Origin of the sequence: Chryseobacterium sp. SNU WT5, from assembly GCF_007362475.1 — a bacterium.
In the GTDB taxonomy this organism is placed as follows: Bacteria; Bacteroidota; Bacteroidia; order Flavobacteriales; family Weeksellaceae; genus Kaistella.
Map to the genome: position 1 here is coordinate 1898964 of NZ_CP041687.1, position 16442 is coordinate 1915405.

Genomic DNA, 16442 nt, shown 5'->3' on the forward strand with positions numbered 1-16442 from the left:
TAATTATTTGGTTCGAACAGTTTTCTTTACTAGTTTTATTTTCTCACTTTTCAGTGTTTTGTCTCCATCAATGAGATTGTAGTGTTTGTAGGAATCAACACCAGTTGCTTTGAACACCCTTTTTTCGGCTTCTCCTATATTGGGGATCCTCACTTTCTGGATACCCAGATATTCGTAAGATATTTTATTGATGGTTACTTTTTGACCAGGTTTTAAGTCAGATATTTTCATTGTTTTAAGTTTTTACGATTTGTTAGAAATGAAATCGACTTTTTATTGATTTCATGATGTTTTCGGTCGTTTGATATTTGGAATGGAATCGACGGAAACTGTATCATCATTTTGACTATTCTTCAAATAGGGCAGGATACTTTTTAATGAGGATTTCCAGTTGGAAATGGGTCTTCCAGAACTATTCCGCCAGTCGTTTTCTAACCACGAATGATATTTTTCTTCAATTACAGAGTCCAAAAGAGGCTGATAATCCTCTAAAGTTGTTGCAAACTGAATAAATTCTTCCAATTCGGGAATAATTTTTGACTTGCTGCTTTTGGAAGTATCAGTAATGGAAACTTTATCACTAGATTTACTGATTTTGGGAACAACTTCCTTGGACGAATCGCTTCTCTTTAAAGTTTCATGTTTTTCAACAATTTCCAAACTTGGTACTTTTTCGATTTTTTCCTTCTCTATTTTCTCCAGTATGGGAATATCAGATAAGTAATTTAACAGAATTCTGTAATTACAAGGAAATCCACTTTTGGACTCAAATTCAACAAGACCCAACTCGCGAAGTTTATCTTTGGTCGGTTTTACGGTTTTTCTAGTTATTCCCAATGCATTACCGAGTGCAACATCGGAAATAACGACCTTATAACTATCGTTGTCCTTTCCTAATTTCAAAAGGTACAGATAGAGCGAAATTGCCGAAGAGCCAAGTCTTGCCTTGTGATTGAAGTCCCAAAATCGGTCGATAAGTTCCAAGTAATACATTTCTAACTGCTTGCAAAAAGTTCTATAGCCTTTTTCTTGTCGATGATGATGATGTTTCCTTTCTGAATGATGGCTTCATCCAAAATTCCTGAAGATTTAATCTTGGATGCTTTTGAAATGGAACAGCCCAGAATTTTTGCCAAACCTTTTAAACCGTATTCATACATATTTTCAGAATTTAAATTTTTAGATATCTCTAAAAATTCTTTTACGGTCAGATTGCAAAGAGGTGTTTGTGGGGTTATGTTTTCCATCAGCTGTTATCTTTAAAAAGTTCTAATGCTTTTTCCGAATCAATGATAATTTTTCTCCCATTTTGAATGATGGCTTCATCAAAAATTCCCTTACTTTTCAATTTTCCTGCATGATTTTTAGAGCATCCCAATATTCTTGCTAATCCAGAAAGACCGTAAACATACTTTTCATTAAATACCTTTTCTTGTGTGGGGTTTTCTGATGATTCTTGTTTTCTGGCATCTAAAATTTCCACAAATTCACCTATGGTCAATTGCCAAATTGGTCTATTATAATCTTCCATTTTGAAATTTTTATTGTAATTTGTTCTAAAAAAATACTTATTTGTATATATTTTACTATATTTGTATTGCAAATATAAAATAAATATTGAAATATATCTATATTTTAATCTCAAAAACAAAAAAAAAATTAAAGATGACTATAACTGAAAGATTGCAAAGTTACATGACCTACAAAGGGTTAAACCCCAATAAAATCACTGTTGAAGCTGGTTTGTCTGTTGGTTTAATTGGCAGAGCTATAAAAAACAACTCGGGACTCAACTCAGATACTATTGAAAAAATACTATACACTTATACCGATTTGAATCCAGAGTGGTTTATTTCGGAATCAGGTGAAATGCTAAAAACCAACAACCAAAACATTAATAATAATGGCTCAGGAAATAATGTAAACAGCAACATTAATGGAAATATTAGTGGAAATGTTACTATTTCGCATAGCGAGTTTTCTAATATGATAGAACTTCAAAAAGGCTATCAAGAAATACAAAAAGAACTAACAGAAAGATTGAAAACCAGTCAAGAGCAACTATCGGATAGCATGAGACAGGTTACTATACTTCTTGAAATTTTAAAAAAATAACTATGAAAAGGATTTTGATAATTAGTGCTATTTTATTTGGGGGAATCGTGATTGCTCAGCAGAAGAAAAATGCTTTGAATAATTGGAAAAGTAGAGATGCAGAAATCGCACAAAAGGTTTTTTCAAAATATCAGGAAAAAGAAAATAAGAAATTAGAAGATGAAAAAGCAGATTTAATAAAAATTCAAAAAAAGTTGAAAATTGAGATAATAAACGAAGGGGACATTGAGAAATACAATCAAAATATATGGCTTCGTATTGTAAAAGTGAATAATGGAAATTTAGAACAGATTGTTGATACGAGAGATAAGGATATTTCAGTTGTTACAAATACAATGGGAACGAACAATTGGAAAGATGAAGCAGGAGGGTTTAATTATACATCTTTCACTGACTTAATGAAGATTTCCCAGGAGCTTACAAGTAATAGAAATGAAACAGGAATATTAGCAAACTCATTAAAGCCCATTGAATCTTTTGAAACCCGCGAACCTGTTTTATATTTTTCTTTAAAAATCTACACACATAAAAACAGTTCAGAACAAACAACTTTACCAACCTTGTCCAAAACAATAAATATTTATGCTGACAACCAACTGATAAAGACTTTAAAATACTCTTTAGATGACTTTATAAAAGCAGAAGGAGTGTCAATACGGGACTTTAAATTGGGTTCTATTGAAAATCGATAATCAATTTTTCTAATATGAATATAAAGTATCACGCTCAATTTCTTCTTGACAGGGAAAAAGACAATCCTACTGCAAAACTGCGATATCGCATTAAGTGGGATGGCAATATTGTGGCTTTCAATTTGGGATATAGAGTAGAAATACAAAAATGGAGCAAGGAAACACAACGCTGTAAGGCCAATACAACTCACGGCGATAAGAAAATTTTCGCAAGCATTATCAACAGGAAAATTCAAGAATTTGAATCGGCTTGTCAAAGAACTTTTCAAAAATTTGAAGTTGATGTAATGTCTCCATGCTCAAAACAATTCCGTGAATCTTTTAATTGCGAAGTTGGGAGAACTTCGAAAACTGAAATTGTAGAAGAAAAGTCTTTTTTTGATGTTTTTGACCTATTTACTCAAGAAGAATCAAGAAACTCATATTGGAAAGATAAAACCTTGATGAAGATGAATACGCTAAAAAACAAGTTAACAGAATTTAATCCCAATTTAAAATTTGACAACTTGGATGAGGAGGGCTATAACAAGTTCCAACATTTTTTGGAATCAAAAAATCATAAAAACTCTACTATTCTGAAAGAGTTTAAGTCTTTAAAGTGGTTTTTAAAATGGGCAAAAAGAAAAGGATATCAAACAAATTCCTATTTCGAACTATTTCAACCAAAACTAAAGAACATTCCGAAAAAAGTTATTTTTCTTTCACAGGATGAATTGAAGAGATTTCGTGAATATGTAATTCCCGAAAACAAAAAACATCTTGAAAAAATTCGGGACGTTTTCTTATTTCAATGCTTTACCGGTCTGCGATATTCTGATGTTTTTAATTTACGGAAATCGGACGTCAAAGAAAAACACATTGAAATAAATTCTATAAAAACATCTGATAATCTCACAATCGACCTTAATGCGCATAGTCGTGAAATTTTGTTAAAATACAAAGATGAAGATTTTGTGCAAAATAGAGCTTTACCCGTTATTAGCAATCAAAAAATGAATGACTACCTAAAGGAGTTGGCAGAGTTAGTAGAAATTGATGAACCTATTACGCAGACTTATTATATGGGAAAAAAAAGAATTGACGAAGTGTTACCGAAATATTCTTTACTTGGAACTCACTGCGGTAGAAGAACATTTATTTGCAATGCATTATCACTTGGGATTCCTCCGCAAGTAGTAATGAAGTGGACTGGACATAGTGATTACAGCGCCATGAAACCCTATATAGATATTGCTGATGAAATAAAAGCAACCGCAATGGAGAAATTTGATTTAATAATTTAAATATTGGGACCAGGGGATTTGGTAATGTTTTTTAATCGGCAAGAATTATATTTTATTGTAACTTTGCAATAAGGTGAAAAATTCTGAACTACATAAACTTCTGATTAAGTTAAACTTGGAAAATACTGTTTTTTATAAAAATGAACAGGATGGCTCTTATGATTTTGATTTTCATCCGGATATCCTAAATAAAATTAAAAGAATTTCTCCCGATGCAGTCTATGTATTCAATAACCAACCTTTATTACTGTTTTTTGATTTAACCAATTCTGATGATTTAAATAAAGAATCTGAGATACATAAAAAAGTTTGGTCTTTTGATAATTCCCCAATCGTTTTTATATTAAAAGACAAAGATATTTCTATCTATAATGCTTTAAATTATATCAAAAATAAAGATGGTAGAGGCGGTTATCTCCAAGAGGTTGAAATATCTGATGAAGAAAGAGACGAGAAATTTTCTTTTTGGAGTTTGCAGTCGGGGGAAACTTGGGCTTGGTTTCAAGATGAATACTTGTCTAAAAAAAACGAAAACCAAACACGGGTTAATCAGAGACTATTTCAAAACATTAAAGATGTACGAAATTATTTAACTGATAAAACAAAATCAAATTTTCTTGATGAGAAATCTGCCAATTCTTTGATTCTAAGATTAATTTTTATTCGATATTTAATTGATAGAGGTATCAAGATTGATGAGGCGTATATTTCAGGCGAATCACTTAATGAAAAAAGAAAAAACTTTATTCTTTTAATTTCAGAACCTGAAAAACTCAATCAATTATTTGAAAGACTTAATGATAATTTCAATGGTGTTCTTTTCAAAGAGACAGATATAAAGTTAAATCAAATTCAAGCAAATTATTTAGCTGATGTTTTTAAAGGAGAGCTTGAGCAACAAGGCTCTTTATTTGAAGGCTCTTTCTTTGAGATTTTTGATTTTTCAATTATTCCTGTTGAAGTAATATCGGGTATTTATGAATCTTTGATTGATGATGAGACTAAAGATTTAGATTCAGCAGTTTATACTCCGTCTTTTTTAGTTGATTATATTTTATCAGATACTGTTGATAAATATCTGAATCAAAATAATGTTTCAGAATGTAAAATTTTTGAGGTTGCAGTTGGCTCGGGAATATTCTTAGTTCAATCTTTGAGAAGAATGATTGAAAAAGAAATTGAACTTAATGGAGATTCAAATAAAAATGAATTTAGTAACAAAATTAGAGAAATTGCTAAAAATAATCTGTTTGGAATTGATATAAATGAAGAGGCTCTAAAAGTTACTTGTTTCTCAATTTATATAGCATTATTGGATTATCAACAGCCAAAAGACATTGATAAGTATCCATTCCCTAATCTTTTAGGGACTAATCTTTTCAAAGCTAATTTCTTTGATAAGTCACATGATTTTAATAAAGTAATAAAAAATAATCCACCAAAATTTATATTGGGGAATCCACCATGGAAAAGCAAAAAAGAAGATGTAGTTCATGTTAAATGGTTAAAGGACAATAAAAAAACAGTTGGCAGATTTGAAATTGCTCAGTCATTTCTTTTGAGAGCTAAAGATTTTATGAGTGATGAAACACAATCGGCACTCATTGTTACTAGTACAATTTTCTATAATGTTTCACAAAAAACTAAAGGATTTAAAAAGGATTTCTTAACTACATTTTGTGTAGAAAAGTTTTTTGATTTATCCCCAGTAAGAAGATTAATTTTTGAGAAGAAAAATAGTCCTGCTAGTATCGTTTATTTTAGACTATCAAAAGATAATGATTGCCAAAAGAATATAATTAATCATCAATCAGTTAAATTTAATCGTTTTATCAAATATTTCAAAATGTTAGTTATTGAAAGGTTTGATCAAAAAGCGTTACCACAGAAATATTTTTTAGAAAATGATTGGATGTTTAAGGTTGCCTTATATGGAAGTTATTTGGATTTTAATTTCTTGAAAGTATTACCTCAAAAAAATATTGGGTCAATTATCAATAATAACACTATCTATAAAGGGGCTGGTATAGAAAGAGGGAAAGATCCGAATTTTTTTCCAGAATTAATTGGAATGAAAATTTTAGAAAACTCTCAGATTGAACAGGGCTACACTAATACCAAAAATTACAAATCTCTAAATAAAGAAGACGTTTATTTGTCGAGGGGGAGAGATAAAAATATTTTTTTGGGCAATAAAGTTTTATTTAAAGAACAGGCTCTTAATGAATCAGAACCACTAATTTCTTTTTCAAGTGAGGATTTTGTTTTTAGAAAAGGGGTGTTTTCTATCTCTTCAAAAACTGAAAATATTATATTATTATTATATTCTTTACTTAAATCTGATTTAAGTCAATACTTTCTTTTTCTAATTTCTGGTGCCTGGGGAGTAGCAACTAGACCCGCTATAAGATTTGATGAAGAATTACTAAGGATGCCATTGCTTGATTTTGATAAATCAGTATTAGAAAAATTGGTTAATAATGCTAAATCAATTATTGAATATTATGCCACTTTTTATGACAAATTTAATCTTGGAAAGCCTTCTGTAAATCATTTTTTGCTCCAAAAAAATAATCAAATAATTAATGACTCTTATGGTGTCAAAGACTACGAGAAGGATTTAATTGATTATGCTTTAAATGTCTCTCGTTATCAGTTTCAACAAAGCAAACAGCATCTTGTTACTAATTTTAATGATTCTGACCACCGTAACCAAAAACAAGTTTTAGAGAAATATGCCGATGTTTACATAAAAGAATTTGAGGAAATATATTATGATGAGTTTGTAAAAGTTGAGATTTTTACAATGAGACATTTCATTGCAATGAATTTCATTATTACAGACAAAAAGCCAAAAGAAAAAATATCATATCCTAAAAATACTGATGAAAAAGATGTTTTGGAGAAACTGGCAAATAATTTGACTATTGAAAGAATAACAGATACCAGCGACCCATCAAAAAATCTATATATTCAAAAGGATATAAAAGGATTTGAAAGTGATTCTTTTTATATTATAAAGCCAAATGAATATAAATGTTGGCATCGTGCAATGGCATGGTATGATGTTGCAGAATTTAAGCAGGCTATTCAAGAAGCAGAATTAAAACGTCTTAATAACATTTCTGCCAATGATTAGTAACGCCGATAATTTTAAAAAGAATAGAAATCGGGTTATAGAATCTCATGTTAGGAAAATAATGAGATATGTAATTGACTGCTATCATCTTATTTTAAAGGATGGAAAGAAATATGATTATGCTACAAGGGGGAAAATAAAGCAAGAAGATTTTTTAAGAAATGGACTTGTTGATGATTATATGAGGGAAAATATCAATCTTTTAAATGACAGCCCCATTAATGAATATTCAATAGAGAATTTTATCAATAAGGAATCTGCTGAATCATATTATGATGCTAAGGATGGTTTAATGCATGACGATAAAATAGATATTAAAATTGATTATCCTTATTTGAAATTAGATTTAGAAGATAAGTTGACTTATTTTGCAATAGAATGTAAAAGAATTAAAACTAATACAGATTCTATTGCTTACATAGGTGATACTATAAAGTTTTCACAGAGAAGCTATGTAAAAGGACGAATACCTTATGAAGGGCAAATCGGATTTATTGAAAACCCCAAAATATCCCATTCTTCAATTTTTCCAATAATAAATAAAAAGTTAAAATCTAATAAAAATTTGACTACTATTAAAGATTTGCAGTCTGAGATTCTTGCACCAAACTTTGAAGGTTCTTACAGGTCTCTACACCAAAAATCAAATGAAACAAAAGACAAGTTTTCAGTCTTTCACTTATTGTTCGATTACTCCAAAATCGTTCTAAATAATTATGACTAAATTAAGAAGGTTGAACTGAATTGATTTTGGTCCCTACTTCAAAAATCAGGGACAAATTCAAGGGATGTTCAATATTGTTTATAACGCTTTAATGTTTCTTAAATATTTGTAAATTATTTAAAATCAACGAAATGAATATTTATTGTGTTTTATTGAAGTATATTAATATTCCCCTACGGGCTACTTAACTTCCGAAATTTATTTCGGAAGTTTTTTTTATATGTGCAGGTGATACTTAAATTTCAGTTTTCTATAACATTAGTCAGCCTTTTACATTTCGTATTCACTATTTCACTACAATTGGCTTTTTTTAGATTGTTACATAGAACAATCGTGACCGTCACTTTCAATCCTTATTATAACATCTACTATGAGAATATTTTGTGATTCAAGAAATTGGAAAGTATTTAATTTCTCTCGATAAGCTGAACAAATCTTTTCAGCAACTTTCCTAATTTTACGACATCTACAACCCAGTACGCAATATTCATTAATAGTTAAGAAACTGTTAATAGTGTTTCGTAGCGCTGCCTATAACTTTGCAAAAAATTTCAAAACTATGAAACGTGCTATGTTAAGCAGGAAACTATTAATGCCCCTTAGTGTCATCCTTTTATATGGGGGATTAGATGCGCAAGTAATTACCTCAACCAAAGAAAAGACCTCGCTCCTGAATGATTCAATCAGTACCACAAACATTGAAGGAGTGGTTATTACGGCCTTAGGAATTTCAAAAAAGAAGGATAATATTGGTTATGCAACGCAGGAAATCAGTACAAAACAATTTGAAAGTCTTACGACTCCGAATATATCGAACCTATTTGCTGGTCAAGTATCAGGATTAAATGTATCTAATCCACCGGGCATGCAGCAAAAGCCCATATTTACGCTTCGTGGAAATACTAATCTGATCATTGTTCTGGATGGTGTAATTGTAAACCATGAAGTTTATCAAAACTTGGATCCTAATAATATAGACAACATCAATGTTCTAAAAGGAGCTCCAGCATCAGCTCTTTATGGTTCACGAGGTCGCTACGGTGCAATTCTCATCACCACTAAAAGCGCAAAGAAGAAAGGCTTCAGTGTAGATTTTTCTCAAAACTTAATGATAAGTGCTGGCTTCACGAATTTACCTGAAACTCAACACGAATACGGAAATGGATCTCATGGTGAATATGAATTCTGGGACGGTGCAGATGGAGGCGTAAATGATGGAGACATGATTTGGGGTCCGAAATTTATTCCTGGTCGTAAGGTTGCTCAATGGAATAGTCCAATAAGAAATAAAGTTACCGGTGAAACTATTGATTGGTACGGTGCAGTGACAGGAACAGCTTATGATGACCGCTCAAAATTTGAAAGAGTTCCTATTGATTGGAAATCTCATAATAATTTAGATAATTTTCTTAAACCTGCTTTAATTTTTAATAATAATTTCGCAATCTCCTATAAAACTCCAGCCAACGAATACCGACTCTCTGGAAATTATATGAAATATGACGATAGAATTCCCGAAGCCTATTTACAAAGATCCGGACTTACATTTTCTACCGTTAATAAGATTACTCCCAGATTAACTTTTGACAGTAAACTTAACTACAATAATACCTACACTCCTAATGTTCCCAATTATGATTATAATCCAAGTGGGCACATGTATACCATTCTTATCTGGATGGGCGATGATGTAAATGGCAACGATCTGAAAAACCACATGTGGGTTCCCGGTCGAGAAGGGATTAAACAGGCCAATTATAATTATGCGTGGTACAATAATCCTTGGTTTGGAGCAAAATATTTTAAAAATAAAAATAACACCGATATTATAAACTCTCAAGCGGGTTTACAATATATCTTCAATAATAAATTGAGCGTTAGAGGAAAAGCTTCTGTGGTGCAAAACCATAATATGCAGGAAATATTAAGTCCAAAATCCTATTTTAATTACAGTGCTCCGCGTGAGGGAGGCTATCAAAAAAATGACTACAAGCAGGTTGATCTTAACTATGATATTTTAGCAACTTATAAAGAACAGCTCGGTGAAAACGTTGATATTACTGCCAATATTGGAGGTTCTGGTTTTTATAGAAAAACAAAAGTGGAGAATTCGTCGACTGACGGCTTAAAAATGCCACAGGTTTATACCCTGGAAAACTCAATTGGAGATGTAAAGAAATATAACTATTTAACTGAAAAATTAATATACAGTACCTATGCTTCCTTAGATGTTGGTCTTTATAAAGCACTTTTCCTAAATCTATCAGGAAGAAATGACTGGTCCTCTACACTTCCGAAACAAAACAGATCCTACTTTTATCCGTCTGCTTCCCTAAGTGCCGTATTATCCAAATTTATTAATCTTCCGGAATCTGTTGATTTACTGAAATTGTCAGCTTCTTGGGCAAAGGTATCTTATGATTTTGAACCTTATTCAATCAGAAATTATTATTTAAATAATGGAGGCACCACTTTTAACGGTTTGCCAATGTACTATTATCCTAGCACTCTGAATTTTGAAAACTCCATTTCTCCTGAACAAACCCGTTCCTATGAGTTGGGATTAACCGTGGGTATGTTCAAGAACAGATTCACCTTTGAAGCTACTTATTTTAATACTAAAGATTACGATAATATTCTACAATTCCCGGTGGCTCAATCTTCGGGATATGTAAATCAGTACGTCAACGGAAATGATTACACAAATAAAGGACTAGAGCTTACTTTGGGTCTGACTCCTTTTAAAAATGGAGATTTTCAATGGCGCACTCTTATTAACTGGAGTACTTTCGAACAAAAATTGACTTCTATTTATAAGAATGAGAGTACTTACAAGAACATTAAGCTGAACGAACGCACGGATAGCTATTATGATTATGCCTGGGAGAAAACTCCCGACGGTCAACTCATTTTGGATGCGACTACCGGTATGCCGACTCGTGCAAATAACCCGACGAATCTGGGACATCTAAATCCCGATTGGACTTTTGGGTTTACCAATAATTTAAAATATAAAAACCTATCCTTAAGTGTTGGTATCGATGGGAGCTTTGGTGGCGTGATGAGATCTCAAGTTTCAGAAAAAATGTGGTGGGGTGGTAAGCACCCGCTTTCTACAGATTACAGAGATGCAGAATATGCAAATCCAGGTACCTATTATTTTGTACCACAAGGAGTGAATTATAATCAGACTACAAACTCGTACGTTCAACATACCAAAGCAATCAGTTTTCAGGATTGGGCACAAAATTATCCTTACAGAGCCAGAGTTACAGAAGAAGAGGGTGGTAATTTTGCTAATGTTTTCGACCGCTCCTTCGTAAAATTACGCTCCGTTATTCTTGGGTATGATTTTACCCCTTATCTAAATCCTTCCTGGATGATCAAGAATTTTACCGTGAATGTGTCCGGCTATAACCTATTTATGTGGAAGAGATCCAAAAATCTATATTCAGATCCGGATTATAAAATCGGTGGGTCTGGCGTAGGAACTGGTAATAGTTCTGCATCCGGAAACGATATACAAGATCCGTCCAGCCGTTGGATAGGATTGGGTTTTAGCGCTAAATTTTAATTTAATCAACTTATAAAAATGAAAACAATATTTAAATATATCCTGTTATCAGGAACGTTATTTTTAACTTCTTGTGAATCTGATCTTACCTCGATCAATGTGAATCCAAACGATTTGGTGTCAGTAGACGCTAAACACCTTTTTACGTATGTTTCTAAGGATATCTTTCAGGTAGATGGCGATAACCATTTCGCATCTCGAATGATGATTGCCATCGATGGTGAAAACTCTTACCAGTATTATAAATGGAATGATGCTTCTTTTTCAGATTACAGCTCTACGTTACTCAACGTTAGTAAAATGATGGTGGAAGCGGAAAAGGTTGGGAATAAAAATTACGTTGCGATTGGCAAGTTCTATCGAGCTGTAATTTTCTACAAATTAACCCTTAAATTTGGAGATATTCCTTATTCAGAAGCATTGATGGGAGAAAGTAATATTACTAAACCAAAATATGACAAACAGGAAGATGTTTTTGCTGGAATTCTCAATGAACTGAAAGAATCCAATGATTTAATAAATGCCACTGAAAAAATAGAAGGGGACATTATTTATCAGGGAGATTCACAAAAGTGGAAGAGACTTATCAATTCTTATCGATTGAAAGTACTCATGACTTTGTCTAAAAAGAGTACTGTAAATGGACTTAATATCGCATCTGAATTTTCAAACATTGCTACAACCCAACCTTTAATGGAATCAATTGCAGATAATGGACAATTGAGGTTTTTCGATGCCGCAGATAGCAGGTACAGTACCTTTAATGACAGTGGCTATGGATCCAGTCTTTATATTGCAAATTACTTTGTAAACCTTTTCAAAGATCGAAAAGACCCTCGCTTATTTACTTTTGCAGAGCAGACCTCGGGCGCAAAAGAAGCTGGGAAAGCAATCACCGATTTTTCTTCCTACAATGGTGGTAATCCTGTCTCTCCTTATTCTGATAATGCCGCTTTGGTTACTGCAAAGAACATCTCAAAAATTAATACTAGATTTTATCTGGACCCCGTAAATGAACCTTCTAATATCTTAAGTTATTCAGAACTTGAATTTATTTTAGCGGAAGGATCGGTAAGAAATTGGATCAATTCTGCTTCAGCAAAAAGCCATTATGAAAAAGGAATCGCAGCCAGTTTTGATTTTTATCGCAGGTATGTGAAAAATGCAGAAGCCTATTTTGCCGGTTTTAATATTGCTAATTATTTACAAAGTGATGTTGTGAAATTTAATGATGGCGACAGTGTACAAGATAAAATGAAGTTGATATTGGGACAAAAATACATGACCATGTTTCATCAATCTCAGTGGACTTCCTACTATGACTATCTACGGACTCAATATCCCGCATTGCCACTTCCTGCTGGAATGTCGCATCCTCCATACCGTTTCAGATATCCGATGCCGGAATACAACTACAATTCAGAAAACTTAAACGCGGCGTTGCAACGACAGTTCAATGGCAAAGATGATATTAACGAAATGCCTTGGTGGTTACAATAATTAATGCTTTTTAATAAGGATCATATTAAAATAATTCAACTTTGATGATTAGAAATTATGGATAGAAAAACCTTTTTGGAGAAGTCTGCTATGCTTATGGCAGGTTTAGGAACTGCGGGAGTTCTGCATCCCTCCATTTTGAATGCTTTCAAGATTGAACCTGCCGGCAATAGTTTTTATGATGCTGAACACGTTGTTATTCTCACGCAGGAAAATAGATCCTTTGACCATGCTTTCGGAAGTATGAAAGGGGTTCGTGGTTTTTTGGATCAGCGAGCCTTCATAAAACCTGATGGGAAGAGCGTTTTCTTCCAGCAGAAAAAAGGGAAATATGCAATTCCTACCAGACTCGATATTAAAAATACAAAAGCAACATGGATGAGTGCTTTACCTCATTCTTGGCGAGACCAAATAGAGGCATTCAATGGTGGTAAATATGATCAATGGATAGAAGCAAAAGCTTCGGGTCGAAAAGAATATGCAGAAATGCCATTGACAATGGGCTATTATACACGAGAGGATCTGCCTTTTTATTATCAATTAGCGGATGCTTTTACCATCGCAGATCATTATTTCTGCTCTTCACTCACTGGCACTACACCTAATCGGCTCTTTCATTGGTCAGGTACTATTAGAAAATCGAAAGAAGGTAGTGTAAAAGCAAATGTTTACAATGGTCATATTAATTATGACAAACAAAATCAGGCGACCTGGGAAACTTTTCCGGAACTTTTAGAAAAGAATGAGGTAAGTTGGAAGATTTATCAAAATGATATTAGTCTGCCGAAAGGAATGACGGGCGAACAAGACGCCTGGCTGAGTAATTTCACCGATAATCCGTTGGAATGGTTCGTACAATATCGTGTTCGGTTTTCGCCAGGGTATTACCATTATATTCCCTCGCTCATTCAACAATTCGAGAAAGAACTTGCTGAAAACCCTAAAAAAGCAGTTCAATTAAATGCGATCATTGATGATCTCAAAAAAGATATAGAAAATTACAAACCAGAGGATTTTAATAATTTAAATAGTTTTGAGCAAAACATTCATCAAAAAGCTTTTTCTACAAATATCAATGATCCGGATTTCTGGAAGCTTGATGAAAGTACGGATAGCAACGGAAATAGATTAGTGGTGCCGAAAGGTGATGTCCTTTACCAATTTAGAAAAGATACAGAAGAAGGAACGCTTCCATTGGTGTCGTGGGTTATTGCTCCCGAACGTTTTTCCGATCATCCAGGATCTCCGTGGTACGGTGCCTGGTTTATTTCTGAAATGATGAATATTCTCACGAAAGATCCTGAAGTTTGGAAAAAAACAATTTTCATTATTAATTATGATGAAAATGATGGATACTTCGATCACGTCATCCCTTTCACACCTCCTAATAATCCTTCACAACCAGTCGATTATAATGGTGAAAGTGGCGCGGAGTTTATCCATAACTCTCAAAAGTATATGCAAACTGATGGACTTCAAGAAAAAGATCTGGTAGAAGGACCAATTGGATTAGGCTACCGGGTTCCATTAATTGTAGCATCACCTTGGACAAGAGGAGGTTATGTGAATTCTGAAGTGTTTGATCATACGTCGGTAATCCAATTTTTAGAAAAGTTTATTGAGAAGAAATTTAAGAAAGACGTACGCATAGACAACATCAGTGACTGGCGCCGTGCAATCTGTGGTGATCTCACTTCCATATTTAACCACTCTGGTGAGAAAAGCCCCGTAATTGATTTTGTGGATCAACGTCATTGCGCTTCACAGATCAACGCTGCGAAAGATAAACCTGTACCAGATTTTAAATATTTTAATAAAGAAGAAATTGCCGGTGATTTATTGGAAATTCAAGAACGAGGGATAAAGAAATCCAATTCACTGCCCTATAATTTTCTGGTTAATCTCACAGAAAGCGGTATTGTAATGGAGAATACAATAAAAAAAGGAGTTCCATTGCAGGTTTTTGATCGTTCTAAACTGAAAGAAGCAGTAGGATTTTATTTCCCGTATGCATTATTTGGTAAACAGAAACTGACTCATTCAATCGTTGGAGCTTGTGATTATGAAGTTTTTGGTCCTAATGGATTCTACCGTTCTTTTGAAGGGGAGTTTGAAGATATTAAGAAGAGGCTTCAGGTAAAATTACTTACAGATGAAGAACGTAAAGTTTTCTTGGTGTTTTCTCTTAAAGGTTCAAAAGATCAAAAGATAGAGATTCACGATCATTACACTGGAGGCAAACAGGAAATTTTAGTTTCCAAAAATGAAAAAGTGATTCGTATAGAAACGCCTGAGCAATCTGGCTGGTATGATCTTGAAATAAAAACGCAAGATTTTAGATGGCGCTTTGCAGGTCGTGGTGAGAATGGTAAAGAAAGTATCTCCGATCCTCATTGGGCATAATTACAGTTGAATTATTAAAAAGAATTAGGAACTACATTCTATTTTTAAGTGTCGAGGTTAAATCGTTTATTCTGATTTCATCTCGGCACTTATTTTTTTTCAGCCAAAGATTCCTGATATAATTTTTCTCCACTCCATTTCGCATGTTTCGAGGGAGTTATATTAAAACCTTTCTTTTTGGAATATACCTTGGTGAATTCTGCGCCAAAGAAAATAAGCATACAGGAATAGTTAATCCACATCATTACTAAAATGATCGTTCCAGCTTTTCCAAAGGCTGAGGTAGGTTTTAATTCTGCGAAATAGAGACTTAATAATAGTTTGCCAACATTAAACAAAATTGCCGTCAGGAATGCGCCGGTCCAAACTGCTTTCCACCGAATTTCAACATCGGGCAATACTTTAAACATAAAGGCGAAAAGTAAGACGACAATCGCGAACCCAACACCGTAATTCACGACCTCCATTAAGATGTACGTTTCTACGCCTAAACTGTACATGATAAAATTATTGAGCAAACTGATGGCAGAAGAAAGCACCATGGTGATCATCAATAAAAATCCAATCACCAGAATCATCCCGAGAGAGTTAGCGCGATCTAAAAGAAACTTGAGGATGGCTTGTTTTGGTGCAGGTTCAACGTCCCATAATTTATTTAAGGATTTTTGCAATTGGAAAAAAATAGTGGTAGCACCGAAAACCAGGGAAAAGACACCGACCGTTTTCATGAAAATATTTTCCCTGTCGATTAAGGCGCTCGCAATTAATTCCTGAATACTGGAGGCTACATCGTCTCCCATCATGCTGCCGATTTGCTCAGTAATCTGTCCCCGGATTGCTTCTTGCCCGAAAAAATGTCCTGCGATCCAGATAATAATAATCAATAAACCAGGAATTGCGAAGATGGCATAATAGGCCAAACTAGCAGAATCGCGCGTAGCATCAGAGTTCACCCATTCGGTAGCTGTTTCTTTTAAAGTTTCCCAGTAAAATTTTATCTTTTTCATTTTCC

At 33.3% G+C, this 16442-nt stretch carries 13 protein-coding genes; 8 read left to right on the forward strand and 5 right to left on the reverse strand.

From position 1 onward, the window contains the following. Positions 1–3 precede the first annotated feature (3 nt). From FNJ88_RS09075 to FNJ88_RS09090, 4 genes are read right to left on the reverse strand one after another with little or no spacing between them, the layout of a single operon-like run. Positions 4–231 (reverse strand): hypothetical protein, encoded by a 228-nt coding sequence (locus FNJ88_RS09075; RefSeq protein ID WP_024564043.1) that lies wholly within the window; start codon positions 229–231, stop codon positions 4–6. Positions 232–282: 51 nt separating this feature from the next. After that, on the reverse strand, positions 283–993 hold the full coding sequence (locus tag FNJ88_RS09080; protein WP_024564042.1) for a hypothetical protein: 711 nt from the start codon (positions 991–993) through the stop codon (positions 283–285). Positions 994–995: 2 nt separating this feature from the next. Continuing rightward, positions 996–1247 (reverse strand): DUF3853 family protein, encoded by a 252-nt coding sequence (locus FNJ88_RS09085; protein ID WP_024564041.1) that lies wholly within the window; start codon positions 1245–1247, stop codon positions 996–998. Then, on the reverse strand, positions 1247–1531 hold the full coding sequence (locus tag FNJ88_RS09090) for a DUF3853 family protein (protein ID WP_024564040.1): 285 nt from the start codon (positions 1529–1531) through the stop codon (positions 1247–1249). Before FNJ88_RS09090 ends, FNJ88_RS09085 begins: the two co-directional genes overlap by 1 nt. A 134-nt stretch (positions 1532–1665) precedes the next feature. Between FNJ88_RS09090 and FNJ88_RS09095 the strand changes: the two genes are divergently transcribed. From FNJ88_RS09095 to FNJ88_RS09130, 8 genes are all read left to right on the forward strand, one after another. Then, entirely contained in the window at positions 1666–2115 is a 450-nt protein-coding gene (locus FNJ88_RS09095) for a hypothetical protein (protein ID WP_133159943.1), read from the forward strand. A gap of 2 nt (positions 2116–2117) precedes the next feature. Beyond that, entirely contained in the window at positions 2118–2807 is a 690-nt protein-coding gene (locus FNJ88_RS09100) for a hypothetical protein (protein WP_024564038.1), read from the forward strand. A 14-nt stretch (positions 2808–2821) separates the two neighbouring features. Further along, the gene (locus FNJ88_RS09105; RefSeq protein WP_024564037.1) at positions 2822–4090 is read left to right on the forward strand and encodes a site-specific integrase; all 1269 of its coding nucleotides are present in this window, start codon (positions 2822–2824) and stop codon (positions 4088–4090) included. Between the two features lie 115 nt (positions 4091–4205). After that, entirely contained in the window at positions 4206–7229 is a 3024-nt protein-coding gene (locus tag FNJ88_RS09110; protein ID WP_228050545.1) for an Eco57I restriction-modification methylase domain-containing protein, read from the forward strand. 61 nt (positions 7230–7290) lie between these two features. Next, positions 7291–7953, forward strand: a complete 663-nt coding sequence (locus FNJ88_RS09115; RefSeq protein ID WP_139351752.1) for a hypothetical protein — start codon at positions 7291–7293, stop codon at positions 7951–7953. A gap of 559 nt (positions 7954–8512) precedes the next feature. Further along, positions 8513–11527 carry a TonB-dependent receptor plug domain-containing protein gene (locus FNJ88_RS09120; RefSeq protein ID WP_228414507.1) on the forward strand — a complete coding sequence of 1005 codons (3015 nt, stop codon included), beginning with the start codon at positions 8513–8515 and terminating at the stop codon, positions 11525–11527. Between the two features lie 18 nt (positions 11528–11545). Beyond that, a complete protein-coding gene (locus tag FNJ88_RS09125) occupies positions 11546–13027 on the forward strand; it encodes a SusD/RagB family nutrient-binding outer membrane lipoprotein (RefSeq protein WP_143852828.1) in 1482 nt (493 codons plus the stop codon). A 57-nt stretch (positions 13028–13084) separates the two neighbouring features. Beyond that, positions 13085–15430 (forward strand): phosphocholine-specific phospholipase C, encoded by a 2346-nt coding sequence (locus FNJ88_RS09130; protein WP_143852829.1) that lies wholly within the window; start codon positions 13085–13087, stop codon positions 15428–15430. A gap of 89 nt (positions 15431–15519) precedes the next feature. Here FNJ88_RS09130 and FNJ88_RS09135 read toward each other — a convergent pair whose 3' ends face one another. Then, on the reverse strand, positions 15520–16437 hold the full coding sequence (locus FNJ88_RS09135) for a YihY/virulence factor BrkB family protein (RefSeq protein WP_143852830.1): 918 nt from the start codon (positions 16435–16437) through the stop codon (positions 15520–15522). Positions 16438–16442: the final 5 nt, after the last annotated feature.

Excerpts from the sequence above, each read along its gene's own strand:
- FNJ88_RS09075 (WP_024564043.1), bottom strand. The coding sequence starts at position 231 with ATGAAAATATCTGACTTAAAACCTGGTCAAAAAGTAACCATCAATAAA.
- FNJ88_RS09080 (WP_024564042.1), bottom strand. The coding sequence starts at position 993 with ATGTATTACTTGGAACTTATCGACCGATTTTGGGACTTCAATCACAAG.
- FNJ88_RS09085 (WP_024564041.1), bottom strand. The coding sequence starts at position 1,247 with ATGGAAAACATAACCCCACAAACACCTCTTTGCAATCTGACCGTAAAA.
- FNJ88_RS09090 (WP_024564040.1), bottom strand. The coding sequence starts at position 1,531 with ATGGAAGATTATAATAGACCAATTTGGCAATTGACCATAGGTGAATTT.
- FNJ88_RS09095 (WP_133159943.1), top strand. The coding sequence starts at position 1,666 with ATGACTATAACTGAAAGATTGCAAAGTTACATGACCTACAAAGGGTTA.
- FNJ88_RS09100 (WP_024564038.1), top strand. The coding sequence starts at position 2,118 with ATGAAAAGGATTTTGATAATTAGTGCTATTTTATTTGGGGGAATCGTG.
- FNJ88_RS09105 (WP_024564037.1), top strand. The coding sequence starts at position 2,822 with ATGAATATAAAGTATCACGCTCAATTTCTTCTTGACAGGGAAAAAGAC.
- FNJ88_RS09115 (WP_139351752.1), top strand. The coding sequence starts at position 7,291 with ATGAGATATGTAATTGACTGCTATCATCTTATTTTAAAGGATGGAAAG.
- FNJ88_RS09120 (WP_228414507.1), top strand. The coding sequence starts at position 8,513 with ATGAAACGTGCTATGTTAAGCAGGAAACTATTAATGCCCCTTAGTGTC.
- FNJ88_RS09125 (WP_143852828.1), top strand. The coding sequence starts at position 11,546 with ATGAAAACAATATTTAAATATATCCTGTTATCAGGAACGTTATTTTTA.
- FNJ88_RS09130 (WP_143852829.1), top strand. The coding sequence starts at position 13,085 with ATGGATAGAAAAACCTTTTTGGAGAAGTCTGCTATGCTTATGGCAGGT.
- FNJ88_RS09135 (WP_143852830.1), bottom strand. The coding sequence starts at position 16,437 with ATGAAAAAGATAAAATTTTACTGGGAAACTTTAAAAGAAACAGCTACC.